13 protein-coding genes are annotated in these 16339 nt (G+C 62.7%); 7 read left to right on the forward strand and 6 right to left on the reverse strand.

Translation table 11 applies throughout. The annotated features are described in order from the left end of the window. Nucleotides 1–40 precede the first annotated feature (40 nt). Nucleotides 41–766 carry a methyl-accepting chemotaxis protein gene (locus LOY51_RS27320; protein WP_371923757.1) on the forward strand — a complete coding sequence of 242 codons (726 nt, stop codon included), beginning with the start codon at nucleotides 41–43 and terminating at the stop codon, nucleotides 764–766. 145 nt (nucleotides 767–911) lie between these two features. On the opposite strand, the gene LOY51_RS25045 is transcribed toward LOY51_RS27320, so the two are convergent. The 3 genes from LOY51_RS25045 to LOY51_RS25055 all read right to left on the reverse strand — a co-directional run bounded on the left by LOY51_RS25045 (nucleotide 912) and on the right by LOY51_RS25055 (nucleotide 5189). Further along, nucleotides 912–1508, reverse strand: a complete 597-nt coding sequence (locus tag LOY51_RS25045; protein ID WP_125860810.1) for a DUF924 family protein — start codon at nucleotides 1506–1508, stop codon at nucleotides 912–914. 3 nt (nucleotides 1509–1511) lie between these two features. Further along, nucleotides 1512–2522, reverse strand: a complete 1011-nt coding sequence (locus tag LOY51_RS25050; protein WP_125465868.1) for a class 1 fructose-bisphosphatase — start codon at nucleotides 2520–2522, stop codon at nucleotides 1512–1514. A gap of 201 nt (nucleotides 2523–2723) precedes the next feature. After that, the gene (locus LOY51_RS25055) at nucleotides 2724–5189 is read right to left on the reverse strand and encodes a glycogen/starch/alpha-glucan phosphorylase (protein ID WP_125465869.1); all 2466 of its coding nucleotides are present in this window, start codon (nucleotides 5187–5189) and stop codon (nucleotides 2724–2726) included. A gap of 185 nt (nucleotides 5190–5374) precedes the next feature. Here LOY51_RS25055 and LOY51_RS25060 point away from each other — a divergent pair, with 185 nt between their 5' ends. Then, a complete protein-coding gene (locus LOY51_RS25060; RefSeq protein ID WP_016712459.1) occupies nucleotides 5375–5779 on the forward strand; it encodes a YkgJ family cysteine cluster protein in 405 nt (134 codons plus the stop codon). A 193-nt stretch (nucleotides 5780–5972) separates the two neighbouring features. Here LOY51_RS25060 and typA read toward each other — a convergent pair whose 3' ends face one another. Together typA and thiI are read right to left on the reverse strand one after the other, a co-directional pair. Further along, nucleotides 5973–7793, reverse strand: a complete 1821-nt coding sequence (gene typA / locus LOY51_RS25065; protein ID WP_110995311.1) for a translational GTPase TypA — start codon at nucleotides 7791–7793, stop codon at nucleotides 5973–5975. A gap of 127 nt (nucleotides 7794–7920) precedes the next feature. Next, the gene (gene thiI, locus LOY51_RS25070; RefSeq protein ID WP_125465870.1) at nucleotides 7921–9375 is read right to left on the reverse strand and encodes a tRNA uracil 4-sulfurtransferase ThiI; all 1455 of its coding nucleotides are present in this window, start codon (nucleotides 9373–9375) and stop codon (nucleotides 7921–7923) included. 585 nt (nucleotides 9376–9960) lie between these two features. Between thiI and glnA the strand changes: the two genes are divergently transcribed. The 4 genes from glnA to LOY51_RS25090 all read left to right on the forward strand — a co-directional run bounded on the left by glnA (nucleotide 9961) and on the right by LOY51_RS25090 (nucleotide 14948). Next, a complete protein-coding gene (glnA, locus tag LOY51_RS25075; protein ID WP_110995313.1) occupies nucleotides 9961–11367 on the forward strand; it encodes a type I glutamate--ammonia ligase in 1407 nt (468 codons plus the stop codon). Nucleotides 11368–11833: 466 nt separating this feature from the next. Continuing rightward, nucleotides 11834–12919 (forward strand): nitrogen regulation protein NR(II), encoded by a 1086-nt coding sequence (gene glnL / locus LOY51_RS25080; RefSeq protein WP_125465871.1) that lies wholly within the window; start codon nucleotides 11834–11836, stop codon nucleotides 12917–12919. Beyond that, nucleotides 12916–14352, forward strand: coding sequence for a nitrogen regulation protein NR(I) (gene ntrC, locus LOY51_RS25085; protein WP_258643519.1), 1437 nt, complete (start codon nucleotides 12916–12918; stop codon nucleotides 14350–14352). The genes glnL and ntrC overlap by 4 nt, the downstream gene beginning before the upstream one ends. A 140-nt stretch (nucleotides 14353–14492) precedes the next feature. Further along, nucleotides 14493–14948 carry an REP-associated tyrosine transposase gene (locus tag LOY51_RS25090; RefSeq protein ID WP_258643520.1) on the forward strand — a complete coding sequence of 152 codons (456 nt, stop codon included), beginning with the start codon at nucleotides 14493–14495 and terminating at the stop codon, nucleotides 14946–14948. A gap of 381 nt (nucleotides 14949–15329) precedes the next feature. Here the strand turns inward: LOY51_RS25090 and LOY51_RS25095 are convergent, their stop codons facing one another. Then, entirely contained in the window at nucleotides 15330–15767 is a 438-nt protein-coding gene (locus tag LOY51_RS25095; RefSeq protein ID WP_258643521.1) for a hypothetical protein, read from the reverse strand. Here LOY51_RS25095 and trmL point away from each other — a divergent pair. Next, a complete protein-coding gene (gene trmL / locus LOY51_RS25100) occupies nucleotides 15766–16227 on the forward strand; it encodes a tRNA (uridine(34)/cytosine(34)/5-carboxymethylaminomethyluridine(34)-2'-O)-methyltransferase TrmL (protein WP_125860817.1) in 462 nt (153 codons plus the stop codon). The genes LOY51_RS25095 and trmL overlap by 2 nt on opposite strands. The last annotated feature ends 112 nt before the right edge of the window (nucleotides 16228–16339 follow it).

Below are 16339 nucleotides of genomic sequence, written 5' to 3' on the forward strand. Positions count from 1 at the left end.
GATCCACAATGCCGACCAGCAGTCCAGCCGCACCAGCAGCGTGGCCGCGGCGATCAACCAGCTCGGTGCCGCCGCCCAGGAGATCGCCCAGAACGCCGCCCTGGCCTCGCAGCACTCCAGCGCCGCGCGTGGCCTGGCCGAGGAAGGCCAGCAGGTGGTCGGCGAAACCATCGAGGTGATGAACCAGCTGTCGGCACGCATCAGCGATGCCAGCGGCAACATCGAGACGCTGAACAACCACACGGTGAACATCGGCCAGATCCTCGATGTGATCAGTGGCATTTCGCAGCAGACCAACCTGCTGGCGCTCAACGCCGCCATCGAAGCCGCCCGCGCGGGCGAGGCCGGCCGTGGCTTTGCCGTGGTGGCCGATGAGGTGCGCAACCTGGCCCATCGCACCCAGGACTCGGCGCAGCAGGTGCAGCGCCTGATCGAGGAGTTGCAGGCCGGCGCGCAGATGGCCGTGAGCACCATGAACCAGAGCCAGCAGCACAGCGACCGCAGCGTCGGCATCGCCAACCAGGCCGGCGAACGCCTGGGCAGCGTCACCCAGCGCATCGGCGAGATCGACGGCATGAACCAGTCGGTGGCCACCGCCACCGAAGAGCAGACGGCCGTGGTCGAGTCGATCAATGTCGACATCACCGAGATCAATACGCTGAATCAGGAAGGGGTGCACAACCTGCAGAGCACCTTGCGTGCCTGCACCGACCTGGAGCACCAGGTGGAGCGGTTGAAGCATCTGGTAGGGAGTTTCAGGATCTGATTCGATAACGTGGGAGCGGGCTTGCCCCGCGATTGCGATGTCAGACCCACCATCGCAATCGCGGGGCAAGCCCGCTCCCACAGCTACCGCTAGAAGCTAGAAGCTAGAAGCTAGAAGCTAGAAGCTAGAAGCTAGAAGCTAGAAGCTAGAAGCGGGAACCAGGCTCCAGCAAGAAATCCATCTCCTCGCTAGTACTCGGCCGCTCCAGCAACAGGTTGCGGTGCGGGAAGCGCCCGAACCGGGCAATCACCCGCTGGTGCTGCTGGGCATAGTCGAGGAAGCCTTCGAACAACCGGCGATTCGCCTCCGGCTGTTCACCCAGCAAGATCTGGTAGCGCTCGACGCACAGGTTCTGCCAGTCCAGCACCTCGGCATGCTCCAGCACCAGCAGCACGAACACCCGCTGGATCGGCAGCAGCTGGTAGTCCCAACCCTTCTGCAAACCCTGCATGGCCACCACCTGCGCCCGCCGGTCGCCCTCGAAGGCGCGCGGCGTGTCGCGGTGGATCATGCGCGGCAGCTGGTCCAGCAGGATCAGCAAGCCGAGCCAGCCCTGCGGGCTCTGCTGCCACTCGTCGAGGCCGCCCGCCAGGGCGTGCTCCATCAGGTCGCCGAACAGCGCCTGGGCTTCGGCATCGTGATGCTTGCCGAACCACAGCGTGCTCTTCTCGTCAGCCACGGCCTGGGGGCTGCTGCCCCAACCGAACCACCACTCCAGCAACGGCTGCCAAGGTGCGAGCATGGTTTACTCCTTGTGGTACGCGGTGACGCGCTCGACCTCTTCCTTCGAGCCGAGGATCACCGACACGCGCTGGTGCAGGCCCTCTGGCTTGATGTCGAGGATGCGCTGGTAACCGTCGGTGGACGCACCGCCGGCCTGTTCGATGATGAACGACATCGGGTTGGCTTCGTACATCAGGCGCAGCTTGCCCGGCTTGCTTGGGTCGCGGGCGTCGCGTGGGTACATGAACAGGCCGCCACGGGTCAGGATACGGTGCACGTCGGCCACCATCGAGGCGATCCAGCGCATGTTGTAGTTCTTCTTCAGCGGGCCGGTCTCACCGGCCAGCAGCTCGCCCACGTAGCGCTGAATCGGGGCTTCCCAGTGGCGCTGGTTGGACATGTTGATGGCGAATTCGGCGGTGCTTTCCGGCACGCGGATGTTCTCGTGGGTGAGCACGAAGCTGCCCAGCTCGCGGTCCAGGGTGAAGCCCTTGACGCCATTGCCCAGGGTGAGGATCAGCATGGTCTGCGGGCCATAGATGGCATAACCGGCGGCGACCTGCTCGGTGCCTGGCTGCAGGAAGGCGTTCTCGTTGAGGCTTTCGTTCTGGCTCAGGTATTGGTTAGGGCAACGCAGCACCGAGAAGATGGTGCCGACCGAGACGTTGACGTCGATGTTCGACGAACCGTCCAGCGGGTCGAAGACCAGCAGGTAGGCGCCTTTGGGGTACTTGCCCGGGATCTGGTAGGCGTTGTCCATCTCTTCGGAGGCCATGCCGGCCAGGTGGCCGCCCCACTCGTTGGCTTCGAGCAGGATGTCGTTGGAGATGACGTCGAGCTTCTTCTGCACTTCGCCCTGCACGTTTTCGGTGCCCATGCTGCCCAGGACGCCACCCAGCGCGCCTTTGGAGACGTGATGGCTGATTTCCTTGCACGCACGCGCCACCACTTCGATCAGGAAGCGCAGATCGGCAGGGGTGTTGTTGCTGCGGGTCTGCTCAATCAGATAGCGACTCAGGGTAACGCGGGACATGTATGGCTCCGAAAAGGAAAGGGGGAGAAAAACCCCCGCAGTTTACAGGGAGTGTTGCGGGCTAGCGAGCAAAGAGACTCGTTGGACGACGTTGAGTTCAGCTCGCCGAGGGCCAGCTGTCGGCCAGAGAAGCATCGCGGGGCAAGCCCGCTCCCACGTGTTGCCAGCGTGGGAGCGGGCTTGCCCCGCGATGGGCGAGGCTCAATCCAGTGCCTTCCAGATCTCGGTGGCATATTCACGAATGGTCCGGTCCGACGAGAACCACCCCATCCGCGCGGTATTGAGCACTGCCATGCGCCACCACTCCTGGGGCGTATGCCACAGCTCCTCGACCCGCCGCTGGGCATCCCAGTAGGCGTCAAAGTCGGCACACACCAGGAAGCGGTCATAGGCGATCAGGCCATCCACCAGCCCGGTATAACGCGACGGATCATCCGGTGAGAACACCCCGCTGCGAATCGCCTGCAGCACATCGCCCAAGCGGTGCGACGCCCCAATCGCCGCGCTGGCGCCAAAGTCGCCACTGCGCTTGCGCGCCTCCACCTGCTGCGCGGTCAGGCCGAAGATGAACATGTTCTCGGCACCGACCTGCTCGCACATCTCGACGTTGGCGCCGTCCAGGGTGCCGATGGTCAGCGCGCCGTTGAGCCCGAACTTCATGTTGCTGGTGCCAGAGGCTTCGTAACCGGCCGTGGAGATCTGCTCGGACAGGTCGGCCGCCGGGATGATGCTCTCGGCCAGGCTGACGTTGTAGTTGGGCAGGAACACCACCTTGAGCAGGCCGCGCACGGTCGGGTCGTTGTTGACCACCCGGGCGATGTCGTTGGCCAGCTTGATGATCAGCTTGGCCTGGTGATAGCTGGCCGCCGCCTTGCCGGCGAAGATCTTCACCCGTGGCACCCAATCGGTACCGGGGTCGTGACGCATGGCCTGGTACAGCGCCACGGTGTGCAGCAGGTTGAGCAACTGGCGCTTGTACTCGTGGATGCGCTTGACCTGCACGTCGAACAGCGCCTCGGGGTTGACCGTCACCCCCAGGCGGTCCTGGATGATGGCGGCCAGGGCACGCTTGCTGTGCAGGCGCTGGGCCGCGAACTGCTTGCGAAAGTCGGCCTTGTCGGCAAAGGGCACCAGGGCCTTGAGCTTGCCTTCCGGGTCGTCCAGCACCTCCGGGCCCAGCGCCTCGATCAGCATCGCCGTGAGCGGCGGGTTGGCCTGGTAGAGCCAGCGGCGGAAGGTAATGCCGTTGGTCTTGTTGTTGATCCGTTGCGGATAGAGCTTGTGCAGCTCGGCGAACACCGTGCTCTTCATCAGCTTGCTGTGCAGCGCCGACACACCGTTGACGCTGTGCGAGCCAAGGAATGCCAGGTTGCCCATGCGTACCCGGCGGCCGTTGTCCTCTTCGATCAGCGACACCGCGCGCAGCACGTCGAAGTCGTGCAGGCCTTTGGCCCGCAGCGCGTCGATATGGTAGGCGTTGATCAGGTAGATGATCTGCATGTGCCGCGGCAGCATGCGCTCCATCAGCGCCACCGGCCAGGTTTCCAGGGCCTCGGGCAGCAGCGTGTGGTTGGTGTAGGCCAAGGTGCCGACGGTCACCTGCCAGGCGGTGTCCCAGGGGATCTCGTGCTGGTCGACCAGCAGCCGCATCAACTCCGCCACGGCGATCGACGGGTGGGTGTCGTTGAGCTGGATCGCCGCTGCATCCGGCAGGTTGAGCAGGTTGTCATGCATGTTCAGGTGGCGGCGCAGCAGGTCCTGCAGCGAGGCGGAGACGAAGAAGTACTCCTGGCGCAGGCGCAGCTCCTGGCCGGCCTCGGTGCTGTCGGCCGGGTACAGCACCCGCGAAATGCTCTCGGCCCGGGCCACCTCGGCCACCGCCCCCAGGTGATCGCCGGCGTTGAAGCGCTCCAGGTGCAGCTCTTCCAGCGCCCGGGCGCGCCACAGGCGCAAGGTGTTGACGCTGGAGCCACGCCAGCCGACCACTGGCGTGTCGTAGGCCACGGCCCTCACCGTTTCACCCGGCCACCAGACCTGGCGCTGCTTGCCGGTGCCTTCCTGCACGGTTTCGACACTGCCGCCAAAGCTGATCGGGTAGATCACCTCGGCACGCTCGAACTCCCAGGGGTTGCCGAAGTCCAGCCAGTTCTCGGTCTGCTCCTGCTGCCAGCCATCGACCAGCGCCTGGCGGAACAGGCCGTGTTCGTAGCGGATGCCATAGCCATGGGCAGCAATGCCCAGTGTCGACATGCTCTCCATGAAGCACGCCGCCAGGCGCCCGAGGCCGCCGTTCCCCAGCGCCGCATCCGGCTCGAGCAGGCGAATACGCTCAAGGTCAACGTCCAGGCCCTGCAGCGCCTCGCGGGCGATTTCCAGGTAGCCCAGGTTGCTCAGGCTGTCGTACAGCAGCCGGCCGATGAGGAATTCGAGGGAAAGGTAATACACCCGCTTCTGGCTGCGGCGGTAGGCCCGCCGGGTGTGGTCCATCCAGTGGTCGACCATATGGTCGCGGGCCGCCAGGGCGATGGCCTCGAACCAGTCGTGATCGAACGCGTGTTCCGGGTCCTTGCCGACCGCGTAGGTCAGCTTGGCCAGCACGGCGGCGCGAAAATCCGCCACCTCCTCATGATGAGCTTTGGCCTCACGGGCCTTGTTTTCCTGGGACATGCGGCATCCTCGGGCAAGTAGGCTAAAGCGCAGGGAAAGTGTTCAGCCTAGACGGTCTGACACAGAGCGACAGCAACGGTTCGCGGATTTCATGCGCCAGGCGGGAATCGGGCAAAAGGTTGTTCACAAATTGAACAACTCCGGTATGATCGCGCGCCCCAAGACCGTGATTCGCCCCCATAACGATGAAAACGACCCTGATCGCCGCCGCCGAAGTCGACCGCCTGGAGACCTGGCAGCGCTATGCCAGCCACATGTGCGGTGGCTGCCACTCGACCTGTTGCACCTTGCCGGTGGAGGTGAAGATCAAGGATCTGATCCGTATCGGCGTGGTGGACGAGTTCGAAAAAGACGAACCGCCGAAGAACGTGGCCAAGCGCCTGCAGAAGGAAGGCATCATCGAGCGCTTCAACCAGAAGTCGGGGATCTTCACCCTGACCCGGATGAGCAACGATGACTGCATGTACCTGGACCGCAAGAGCCGGCTGTGCACCATCTACGACAAGCGCCCGGACACCTGCCGCAACCACCCCAAGGTCGGGCCGCGGCCGGGGTATTGTGCGTACAAGCCCAAGGTGGTTGGGCGCTGATCGTCAGCCAGTGCCGGCCTCTTCGCGGCTAAAGCCGCTCCCACAGGTACTGTGCAGACCCTGAGTCCAGTAGAGATCCTGTGGGAGCGGGTTTACCCGCGAAGAGGCCAGCAAAACCCATGCAAATCCTCCAGGCATAAAAAAACGCCCCCGGCCTTTCGACCGGGGGCGTTTTCATTGCGCCTGAGCTAACTCAGTTCTTGGCTTTCTTGGCAGCGCGGGTACGCTCGCCTTCGTCCAGGATCTTCTTGCGCAGACGGATCGACTTCGGAGTGACTTCGCACAGCTCGTCGTCCTGGATGAATTCCAGGGCCTGTTCCAGGGTGTGGCGAACCGGCGGCACCAGGGCGATGACTTCGTCTTTGCCCGAAGCACGCATGTTGTCGAGCTTCTTGCCTTTGGTCGGGTTCACGCCGAGGTCGTTGTCACGGCTGTTCAGGCCGATGATCTGACCGTTGTAGATCTCCTGGCCGTGCTCGACGAACAGCTTGCCGCGCGCCTGCAGGGTTTCCAGCGAGTAGGTCAGAGCCTTGCCGGTCTCGACCGAAACCAGAACACCGTTCAGGCGGCCGGACATCTGGCCGGACTTCATGGTGTCGTAGCGATCGAAGATCGAGGTCAGGATGCCTGCACCGTTGGTCAGGGTCAGGAACTGGTTACGGAAACCGATCAGGCCACGGGCTGGAATGTTGTATTCCAGACGAACACGGCCCTTGCCATCCGGCACCATGTTGGTCAGGTCGCCTTTACGCAGACCCATCTCTTCCATGACCTTGCCCTGGGCTTCTTCAGGGATGTCGATGGTGACGTTCTCGAACGGCTCCTGCTTGACGCCGTCGACTTCGCGGATGATCACTTCAGGACGGCCTACAGCCATCTCGAAGCCTTCACGACGCATGGTTTCGATCAGTACCGACAGGTGCAGCTCACCACGGCCCGAAACCTTGAACTTGTCTGGGGAATCGGTTTCCTGAACGCGCAGGGCAACGTTGTACAGCAGCTCTTTGTCCAGACGGTCCTTGATGTTACGGCTGGTGACGAACTTGCCTTCCTTACCGCAGAACGGCGAGTCGTTGACCTGGAAGGTCATCGAAACGGTCGGCTCGTCGACGGTCAGCGGCTTCATCGCTTCTACCGCGTCCGGGGCGCACAGGGTGTCGGAGATGAACAGCTCGTCGAAACCGCTGATGCAGACGATGTCGCCAGCCTGGGCTTCTTCGACGTCGACGCGGTGCAGGCCGTGGTGGCCCATCAGCTTCAGGATACGGCCGTTACGCTTCTTGCCGTTGGTGTCGATGGCGACAACCGGGGTGTTCGGCTTGACGCGACCACGGGCGATACGGCCAACACCGATAACGCCGAGGAAGCTGTTGTAGTCCAGTGCCGAGATCTGCATCTGGAACGAACCGTCACGGTCAACGTCCGGCGCCGGTACGTTGTCGACGATCGACTGGTACAGGGCGGTCATGTCTTCGCCCATGGCGGTGTGGTCCAGACCGGCGATGCCGTTCAGGGCCGAGGCGTAGACGACTTTGAAGTCCAGCTGTTCGTCGGTGGCACCGAGGTTGTCGAACAGGTCGAAGATCTGGTCCAGAACCCAGTCAGGACGCGCGCCCGGACGGTCAACCTTGTTGATCACGACGATTGGCTTCAGGCCAGCTTCGAAAGCCTTCTTGGTCACGAAGCGGGTTTGCGGCATCGGGCCGTCCTGGGCGTCGACCAGCAGCAGCACGGAGTCGACCATCGACATTACACGCTCAACCTCGCCACCGAAGTCGGCGTGGCCGGGGGTGTCGACGATGTTGATGTGGTAGCCGTTCCAGTTGATGGCGGTGTTCTTCGCCAGAATGGTAATGCCGCGCTCTTTTTCCTGGTCGTTGGAGTCCATGACGCGCTCGTCGTTGAGCTCGTTACGCTCCAGGGTGCCGGACTGACGCAGGAGTTTGTCGACCAGAGTGGTTTTACCATGGTCAACGTGGGCGATGATGGCGATGTTACGCAGATTTTCGATCACAACTGTATCTCGATCAGAGGATTCGGTTGCCGCCAGTTTAGGCGGCGAATATGTACGGTTTGAGGCTCAGCGGGCCCGATGGTCGGGAGGGCGATGGCGGATGCTGCCGCCATACAGCCCTGGGGTCTTATGTCGGACGATAAACACGCACATTGGCATGTCCCTCACTGAGCAGGTGGTGTGCGTGCAAACGGCTCATCACACCTTTGTCGCAATACAGCAGGTACTGGCGCGTGGGGTCCAGGTGCTTGAACTTGCTGTTGATCGCGTAGAACGGCATGGCCTGGACTTCGATACCGTCCAGTGCCAGAGGTTCGTCTTCCTGGGCGTCGGGGTGACGGATGTCGATGACGATCTGGCCCGGCAGTGCCTCGGCCACTTCCTCGATCTCGATGTCCTTGCCCAACTCGTCGATCACGTGGTCGATGGAGATGAACTTGGCGCGCTCCAGAGCACGCTCCAGCACCGCCATGTCGAACTGCTTCTCTTCGTGCTCCATGCGGTGACGCTTGGCATGGGTGGTCGGGTTCACCGAAATCACGCCGCAGTACTCGGGCATGTGCTTGGCGAAGTCGGCGGTGCCGATTTCGGTGGCCTGGTCGATGATGTCCTGCTTGTGGCTGGCCAGCAGCGGGCGCAGCACCAGCTTGTCGGTGGCCGAGTCGATGATCGACAGGTTCGGCAGGGTCTGGCTGGACACTTGCGAGATCGCCTCGCCGGTGACCAGCGCGTCGATCTGCAGACGCTCGGCCATGTGCGCGGCACCGCGCAGCATCATGCGCTTGAGGGTCACGCCCATGTAGCTGTTGTCGACCTTGTTGAGGATTTCGCCGACCACTTCCTCGAACGGCACGCTGATGAACAGCACGCGCTGGCTGCTGCCGTACTTCTTCCACAGGAAGTGCGCCACTTCCATCACGCCCAGCTCGTGGGCGCGCCCGCCCAGATTGAAGAAGCAGAAGTGCGTCATCAGGCCACGGCGCATCATCTGGTAGGCGGCCACGGTGGAGTCGAAGCCACCGGACATCAGCACCAGGGTCTGCTCAAGGGCGCCCAGCGGATAGCCGCCGATGCCGTTGTGCTGGTTGTGGATCACGTACAGGCGCTGGTCGCGGATCTCGATGCGCACCAGCACTTCGGGCTTCTTCAGCTCGATGCCGGCGGCGCCGCATTGCTGACGCAGCTGGCTGCCGACATAGCGGTCGACGTCCATCGAGGTGAAGTCGTGGTGGCCGCCGCGCTTACAGCGCACGGCGAAGTACTTGCCGGCCAGCAGGTGACCGAAGTGCTGCTTGCACTTCTCGACGATGTCGTCAAAGTCACCCAGCGGGTACTCCTGCACCTGCAGGAAGTGGGTGATGCCCGGGGTGCAGCGCAGGCGCTCGATCATTTCCCGCTGAATCTTTTCGTCCTCGATGCGGGTGACCACCTCGAGATTGTCCCAGACGCCATCGACCGCGAGCTCAGGATCGAGGTCCTTGAGCACGTTGCGGATGTTCTTGCTGAGCTGACGGATGAAGCGCTTGCGCACCGGTCGGCTCTTGATGGTGATCTCTGGGAAGACTTTGACGATAAGTTTCATTGGTTTAACAGCGCGCGCAGGGCCTGCCGAAAATGAGGGGCGCGAATTATATCGGAAATTGCTCAGGTTTTGACCAACTTTTGATCAGAAGCTTTGAGATAAATGTATGGGCGGGCTTTTGTGCTGCCTGTTCCGGCTCTTCGCGGGTAAACCCGCTCCCACAGAGACCGCACCGATTCCATAGGCTGTGCAAACCCTGTGGGAGCAACTGTCTTATGTTGTCAGTGCTGGCCTCATCGCTGGCAAGCCAGCTCCCACAGGTACGATGCTGCCTCGAAGTTAGCGCGATCCCTGTGGGAGCGGGTTCACCCGCGAAGAGGCCCCCAAAGAAAGCACACCAGCCGGCCAGCGCACTCTATTGGTGCATTGCTACCAAAATTCGCATCTTAAGAGTGCACCCTTCCCCGCCACCCCACCGCCAGATGCCCGCAAACGCCTTCTTTTATCCCACTCTCGCCATTTTCGGGCACTGGCATGCAATTTGCTCTCTTGTGAGGCAGGTACGCTTGGCCGACTATCCGCGCCTGGCAACACCCTTTTTCCAGAGCAGCGGCCCACCGCGCTCTAGACCATCCGGAGGACAACATGTCGAAGTCGGTTCAACTCATCAAAGATCATGACGTCAAGTGGATTGATCTGCGTTTCACGGACACCAAAGGTACTCAGCACCACGTGACCATGCCGGCGCGTGATGGCCTGGACGAAGACTTCTTCGAAACCGGCAAGATGTTCGACGGTTCCTCCATCGCCGGCTGGAAAGGCATCGAAGCCTCCGACATGATCCTGCTGCCGGACGACTCCACCGCCGTGCTGGACCCGTTCACCGAAGAGCCGACCCTGATCCTCACCTGCGACATCATCGACCCTGCCAGCATGCAGGGCTATGACCGCGACCCACGCGCTATCGCCCGTCGCGCCGAAGAGCACCTCAAAGCCACCCTGATCGGTGACACCGTGTTCGCCGGCCCAGAGCCTGAGTTCTTCATCTTCGACGAAGTGAAGTTCAAGTCCGACATCTCCGGCTCGATGTTCAAGATCTACTCCGAGCAAGGCTCGTGGATGTCCGACCAGGACGTGGAAGGCGGCAACAAAGGCCACCGTCCAGGCGTCAAAGGCGGCTACTTCCCAGTTCCGCCGTTCGACCACGACCACGAAATCCGTACCGCCATGTGCAACGCACTGGAAGAGATGGGCCAGACCGTCGAAGTTCACCACCACGAAGTGGCGACTGCCGGCCAGAACGAAATCGGCGTCAAGTTCAACACCCTGGTGAAGAAGGCCGACGAAGTTCAAGCCCTGAAGTACGTCGTGCACAACGTTGCCGACGCCTACGGCCGCACCGCTACCTTCATGCCTAAGCCACTGTACGGCGACAACGGCTCGGGCATGCACGTGCACATGTCGATCTGGAAAGACGGCAAGAACACCTTCGCGGGTGAAGGCTATGCCGGTCTGTCCGACACCGCCCTGTACTTCATCGGCGGCATCATCAAGCACGGTAAGGCCCTGAACGGCTTCACCAACCCGGCCACCAACTCCTACAAGCGTCTGGTACCTGGCTTCGAAGCCCCGGTAATGCTGGCCTACTCGGCTCGCAACCGTTCTGCCTCGATCCGTATCCCTTACGTTTCCAGCCCGAAAGCCCGCCGTATCGAAGCGCGCTTCCCGGACCCGGCGGCCAACCCGTACCTGTGCTTCGCCGCCCTGCTGATGGCAGGCCTGGACGGTATTCAGAACAAGATCCACCCAGGCGACGCCGCCGACAAGAACCTGTACGACCTGCCGCCTGAAGAGGCGAAAGAGATCCCGCAGGTGTGCGGCAGCCTGAAAGAAGCCCTGGAAGAGCTGGACAAGGGCCGTGCGTTCCTGACCAAGGGCGGCGTGTTCTCCGACGACTTCATCGATGCCTACATCGAGCTGAAATCCGAAGAAGAGATCAAGGTCCGTACCTTCGTGCACCCGCTGGAATACGAGCTGTACTACAGCTGCTGATTTGATCGACGCCTCGCGTCGGTGACATCAGGACGGCCTCCCCAGGGAGGCCGTTTCCATTTCTGCATCACCTTCACCGACCTGCTGCCTCGCACTATCGGGCTGCAGCACACCGCCACCGCCCCCTTCAAACCTCGTCACCCTGCTCGATGCCATCGAGCAACGCCCTGCCCTGATCCGCGCCAGCATCCAGCTGTGCAAAACCTGATGAGCGCCCTATGCTCCATATTGGTGCACCGAAAGGCCTGACGCCCCAGCATGCACCCCACTTTGGGTCACATGAATCGTTTAACCAGGGCTTTATGTCCTGAATTGGCGCGAATACAGGCTTTTATCCGCCATTTCCGCTTCTTTTCAGAGCCTTGGTTTGGTTCTTGCATTTTCATCGCATCCAGCACGTCATCCGTGCGCGCCCCAGGCCTTGCCGGGGCGCCAAAAGAGTGCCAACAGAGGTCAACGACGCCTTATGACCATCAGCGATGCACAGCACCGTCTGCTTCTGGACAACCTGACCACGGCCACGCTCCTGCTCAACGCCGAGCTGCGCCTTGAGTACATGAACCCGGCGGCGGAAATGCTTCTGGCCGTCAGTGGCCAGCGCAGCCATGGGCAGTTCATCAGCGAGCTGTTCACCGAATCGACCGAGGCACTCAACTCGCTGCGCCAGGCGGTGGAGCAGGCGCATCCGTTCACCAAGCGCGAAGCCCAACTGACCTCGCTGACCGGCCAGAGCATCACCGTCGACTACGCCGTCACGCCAATCCTGCACCAGGGCAATACCCTGCTGCTGCTCGAAGTGCACCCGCGGGACCGCCTGCTGCGCATCACCAAGGAAGAGGCCCAGCTGAGCAAGCAGGAAACCACCAAGATGCTGGTGCGCGGCCTGGCCCACGAAATCAAGAACCCGCTGGGCGGCATTCGCGGCGCCGCGCAGTTGCTGGCCCGCGAATTGCCCAACGATGGCCTGCGCGACTACACCAACGTGATCATCGAAGAGGCCGACCGGCTGCGTAACCTGGTTGACCGCATGCTCGGCTCGAACAAGCTGCCGTCGCTGTCGATGACCAACATCCACGAAGTGCTGGAGCGCGTGTGCAGCCTGGTGGAGGCGGAAAGCCAGGGCGGCATCACCCTGGTGCGCGACTACGACCCGAGCCTGCCGGACGTGCTGATCGACCGCGAGCAGATGATCCAGGCCGTGCTCAACATCGTGCGCAATGCCATGCAGGCCATCGGCGGGCAGAACGAACTGCGCCTGGGCCGCATCACCCTGCGCAGCCGCGCCGTGCGCCAGTTCACCATCGCCCACGTGCGTCATCGCCTGGTGGCCCGGGTCGAGATCGTCGACAACGGCCCGGGCATCCCCGCAGAGCTGCAGGACACCCTCTTCTACCCCATGGTCAGCGGCCGCCCGGACGGTACCGGGCTCGGCCTTGCCATTACCCAGAACATCATCAGCCAGCACCAGGGCCTGATCGAGTGTGAAAGCCACCCCGGCCACACCGCCTTCTCGATCTACCTGCCCCTGGAACAAGGAGCCACCGCCTCATGAGCCGAAGTGAAACTGTCTGGATCGTCGATGATGATCGCTCCATCCGCTGGGTCCTGGAGAAGGCCCTGCAGCAGGAGGGCATGACCACCCAGAGCTTCGACAGCGCCGACGGCGTGATGGGCCGCCTGGCACGCCAGCAGCCTGATGTGATCATTTCCGATATCCGCATGCCCGGTGCCAGCGGCCTCGACCTGCTGGCACAGATTCGCGACCAGCACCCGGGCCTGCCGGTCATCATCATGACCGCGCACTCCGACCTGGACAGTGCCGTTGCCTCATACCAGGGCGGTGCCTTCGAGTACCTGCCCAAGCCGTTCGACGTGGACGAAGCGGTGTCGCTGGTCAAGCGCGCCAACCAGCACGCTCAGGAACAGCAAGCGCTGGAGGTGCCCCAAACACTGGCCCGCACCCCCGAGATCATCGGTGAAGCACCGGCGATGCAGGAGGTGTTCCGCGCCATCGGCCGCCTGAGCCACTCCAACATCACCGTGCTGATCAACGGCGAGTCGGGTACCGGCAAAGAGCTGGTGGCCCATGCCCTGCACCGCCACAGCCCGCGCGCGGCTGCGCCGTTCATCGCCCTGAACATGGCGGCAATCCCCAAGGACCTGATGGAGTCCGAGCTGTTCGGCCATGAAAAAGGCGCGTTCACCGGCGCCGCCAACCTGCGCCGCGGCCGCTTCGAGCAGGCCGACGGCGGCACGCTGTTCCTCGACGAAATCGGCGATATGCCCGCCGACACCCAGACCCGCCTGCTGCGCGTGTTGGCCGACGGCGAGTTCTACCGGGTCGGCGGCCACGTGCCGGTGAAGGTCGATGTGCGCATCATCGCCGCGACCCACCAGAACCTGGAAACCCTGGTGCAGGCCGGCAAGTTCCGCGAAGACCTGTTCCACCGCCTCAACGTGATCCGCATCCATATCCCGCGCCTGTCCGACCGTCGCGAAGACATCCCGACCCTGGCCCGCCACTTCCTCGGCCGCGCCGCCCAGGAGCTGGCGGTCGAGCCCAAGCTGCTCAAGCCGGAAACCGAAGAGTTCATCCGCAACCTGCCGTGGCCGGGCAACGTCCGCCAGCTGGAAAACACCTGCCGCTGGATCACCGTGATGGCCTCCAGCCGCGAGGTGCTGATCGGCGACCTGCCACCGGAGTTGCTCAACCTGCCACAGGACGCAGCGCCAGTGACCAACTGGGAGCAGGCCCTGCGCCAGTGGGCCGACCAGGCCTTGGCCCGTGGCCAGTCGAGCCTGCTGGACAGCGCCGTGCCCAGCTTCGAGCGAATCATGATCGAGACCGCGCTCAAGCACACCGCCGGGCGGCGCCGCGATGCAGCGGTACTGCTGGGCTGGGGGCGCAACACCCTGACGCGCAAGATCAAGGAGTTGGGGATGAAGGTCGATGGCGCCGAGGATGATGACGGCGACGATCACTGAGTTCTGATGCAGCATGCCATCGCGTGGGAGCGGGCTTGCCCCGCGATGGCTTCAGCCCTGAAACATGATGTGCCCATTGCCTTGGGCGCGCCTGATCCTGCCTAACTAACTTGTTGTTTTCCCTTATCGAGGAATACGACATGGAAAGTCCTGCCTCCCATCGACTGCGTCGCGGTCGAGTCTCTGAGCCTGGTCGGGCCTATCTGCTGACCAGCACCACCAAGGACCGGCTACCCCTGTTCCGCGACTTTCAAGCGGCTCGCTGCCTCCCAGCTACTTTCGCGCAGGCTGAGGCCGAAGGCTCGGTCCTGAGCCTTGCATGGGTGATCATGCCCGATCACGTGCACTGGCTGATCCAACTCAGAGACGACACCCTTTGCACTGTCATGCGTCGCTTCAAATCACGCAGCCGTTGCTCGCTGTACAAAATGGGCAAGCTCAACGGGCAGCTATGGCAAGCCGGCTATCACGACCGAGCACTCAGACGCGAAGAAGACCTGCGAAGCTTTGCCAGGTACGTAGTTGCCAACCCTGTCAGGGCGGGGCTGGTCAGCCGCGTTGGAGACTACTCGCACTGGGATGCGATCTGGGTTTAGAGGGAGATTGCAATCGCGGGGCAAGCCCGCTCCCACGGCAGATCGCGTTCTTGAACGTGGGAGCGGGCTTGCCCCGCGATTTGCACCGATCCTGTGCCCGACGCACCCGATAAAGGCACAAATCCCCTCGAAACCCGGCCAATTCGCCCTGAAGCCCAGTATTTCCGGGCATTTCAAAACTGGCACGCCCCCTGCAATGAGTACTGCAACTCCAGTTTCGGGGTCCTCGGTACAGGCAGGCCGGGAAAGCCCCTCTTTTATTCGCAACAGCAACACCGTTTCGGGGACCCTGGTACAGGCAGGCCGGGAAATCCCCCTTTTATTCGCCACAGCAACCTGCTTTGGGGACCTCGGTACAGGCAGGCCGGGACATCCCCTCTTTTATTCGTGCAGCCTCACCTGCACCTTCCAGCGCCCGTCGTCCTCTGCACCTGACCATTCCCCTCGCAGGGGGCGCGCGGCAATCAGCGTCAGCAGCAAGCCTTCCTTGCCCTTCTGCACCCGCCAGGCCACCGGTTTGCCCTGCAAGAACAACTGGCCGCGCTGGGCCTTGCCCTCGGCCTGGAACGCCAGCGCCACGGTGCCTTCAACGTTCTCGCCATGCAGCTGGGGTTCTTCGTTGAACCACAGGTCCAGGCCATCCTGCACCACCTCGACCTGCTGCAGCACCCGCTCGTCCGGGGCGGTCAGGCGGCCGATCATCAGGCCCACCATCAACCCGACGATGGCCAGCGACAGGATCATCTTCGGGAACGCCTTCGAACGCACATCGGGTTCGGGGGTAGAATGCCCGTCATCTTCATGCTTGGAGCCGTGCATGTTTCACGTCATCCTTTTTCAACCTGAAATTCCGCCGAATACCGGCAATATCATCCGCCTGTGCGCCAACAGCGGCTGCGCCCTGCACCTGATCGAACCCATCAGCTTCGAACTGGACGACAAGCGCCTGCGCCGCGCCGGGCTGGATTACCACGAGTATGCCACGCTCAAGCGCCACGAAAGCCTGGCCGGATGCCTGGAAAGCCTGGGCAACCCGCGGCTGTTCGCCTTCACCACCAAAGGCTCGCACCCCTTCCACGAAGTTGCCTACCAGCCGGGCGATGCCTTCCTGTTCGGCCCCGAGAGCCGAGGCCTGCCGACCGAGGTACTGGACAGCCTGCCGGCCGAGCAGCGCCTGCGTTTGCCGATGCGCCCAGGGTGCCGCAGCTTGAACCTGTCCAATACCGTGGCGGTGACCGTTTATGAAGCCTGGCGGCAGAACGGCTTTGCCGGGAGTTGATGCATTGCCTGTTCAGGCCTATCGCGGGGCAAGCCCGCTCCCACGGATTGAGCTGCCCCCAAGAAGCAGGCCAGAGTACCGTGGGAGCGGGCTTGCCCCGCGATAGGGCCGG

The organism is Pseudomonas sichuanensis, assembly GCF_024749065.1.
Lineage (GTDB): Bacteria > Pseudomonadota > Gammaproteobacteria > Pseudomonadales > Pseudomonadaceae > Aquipseudomonas > Aquipseudomonas sichuanensis.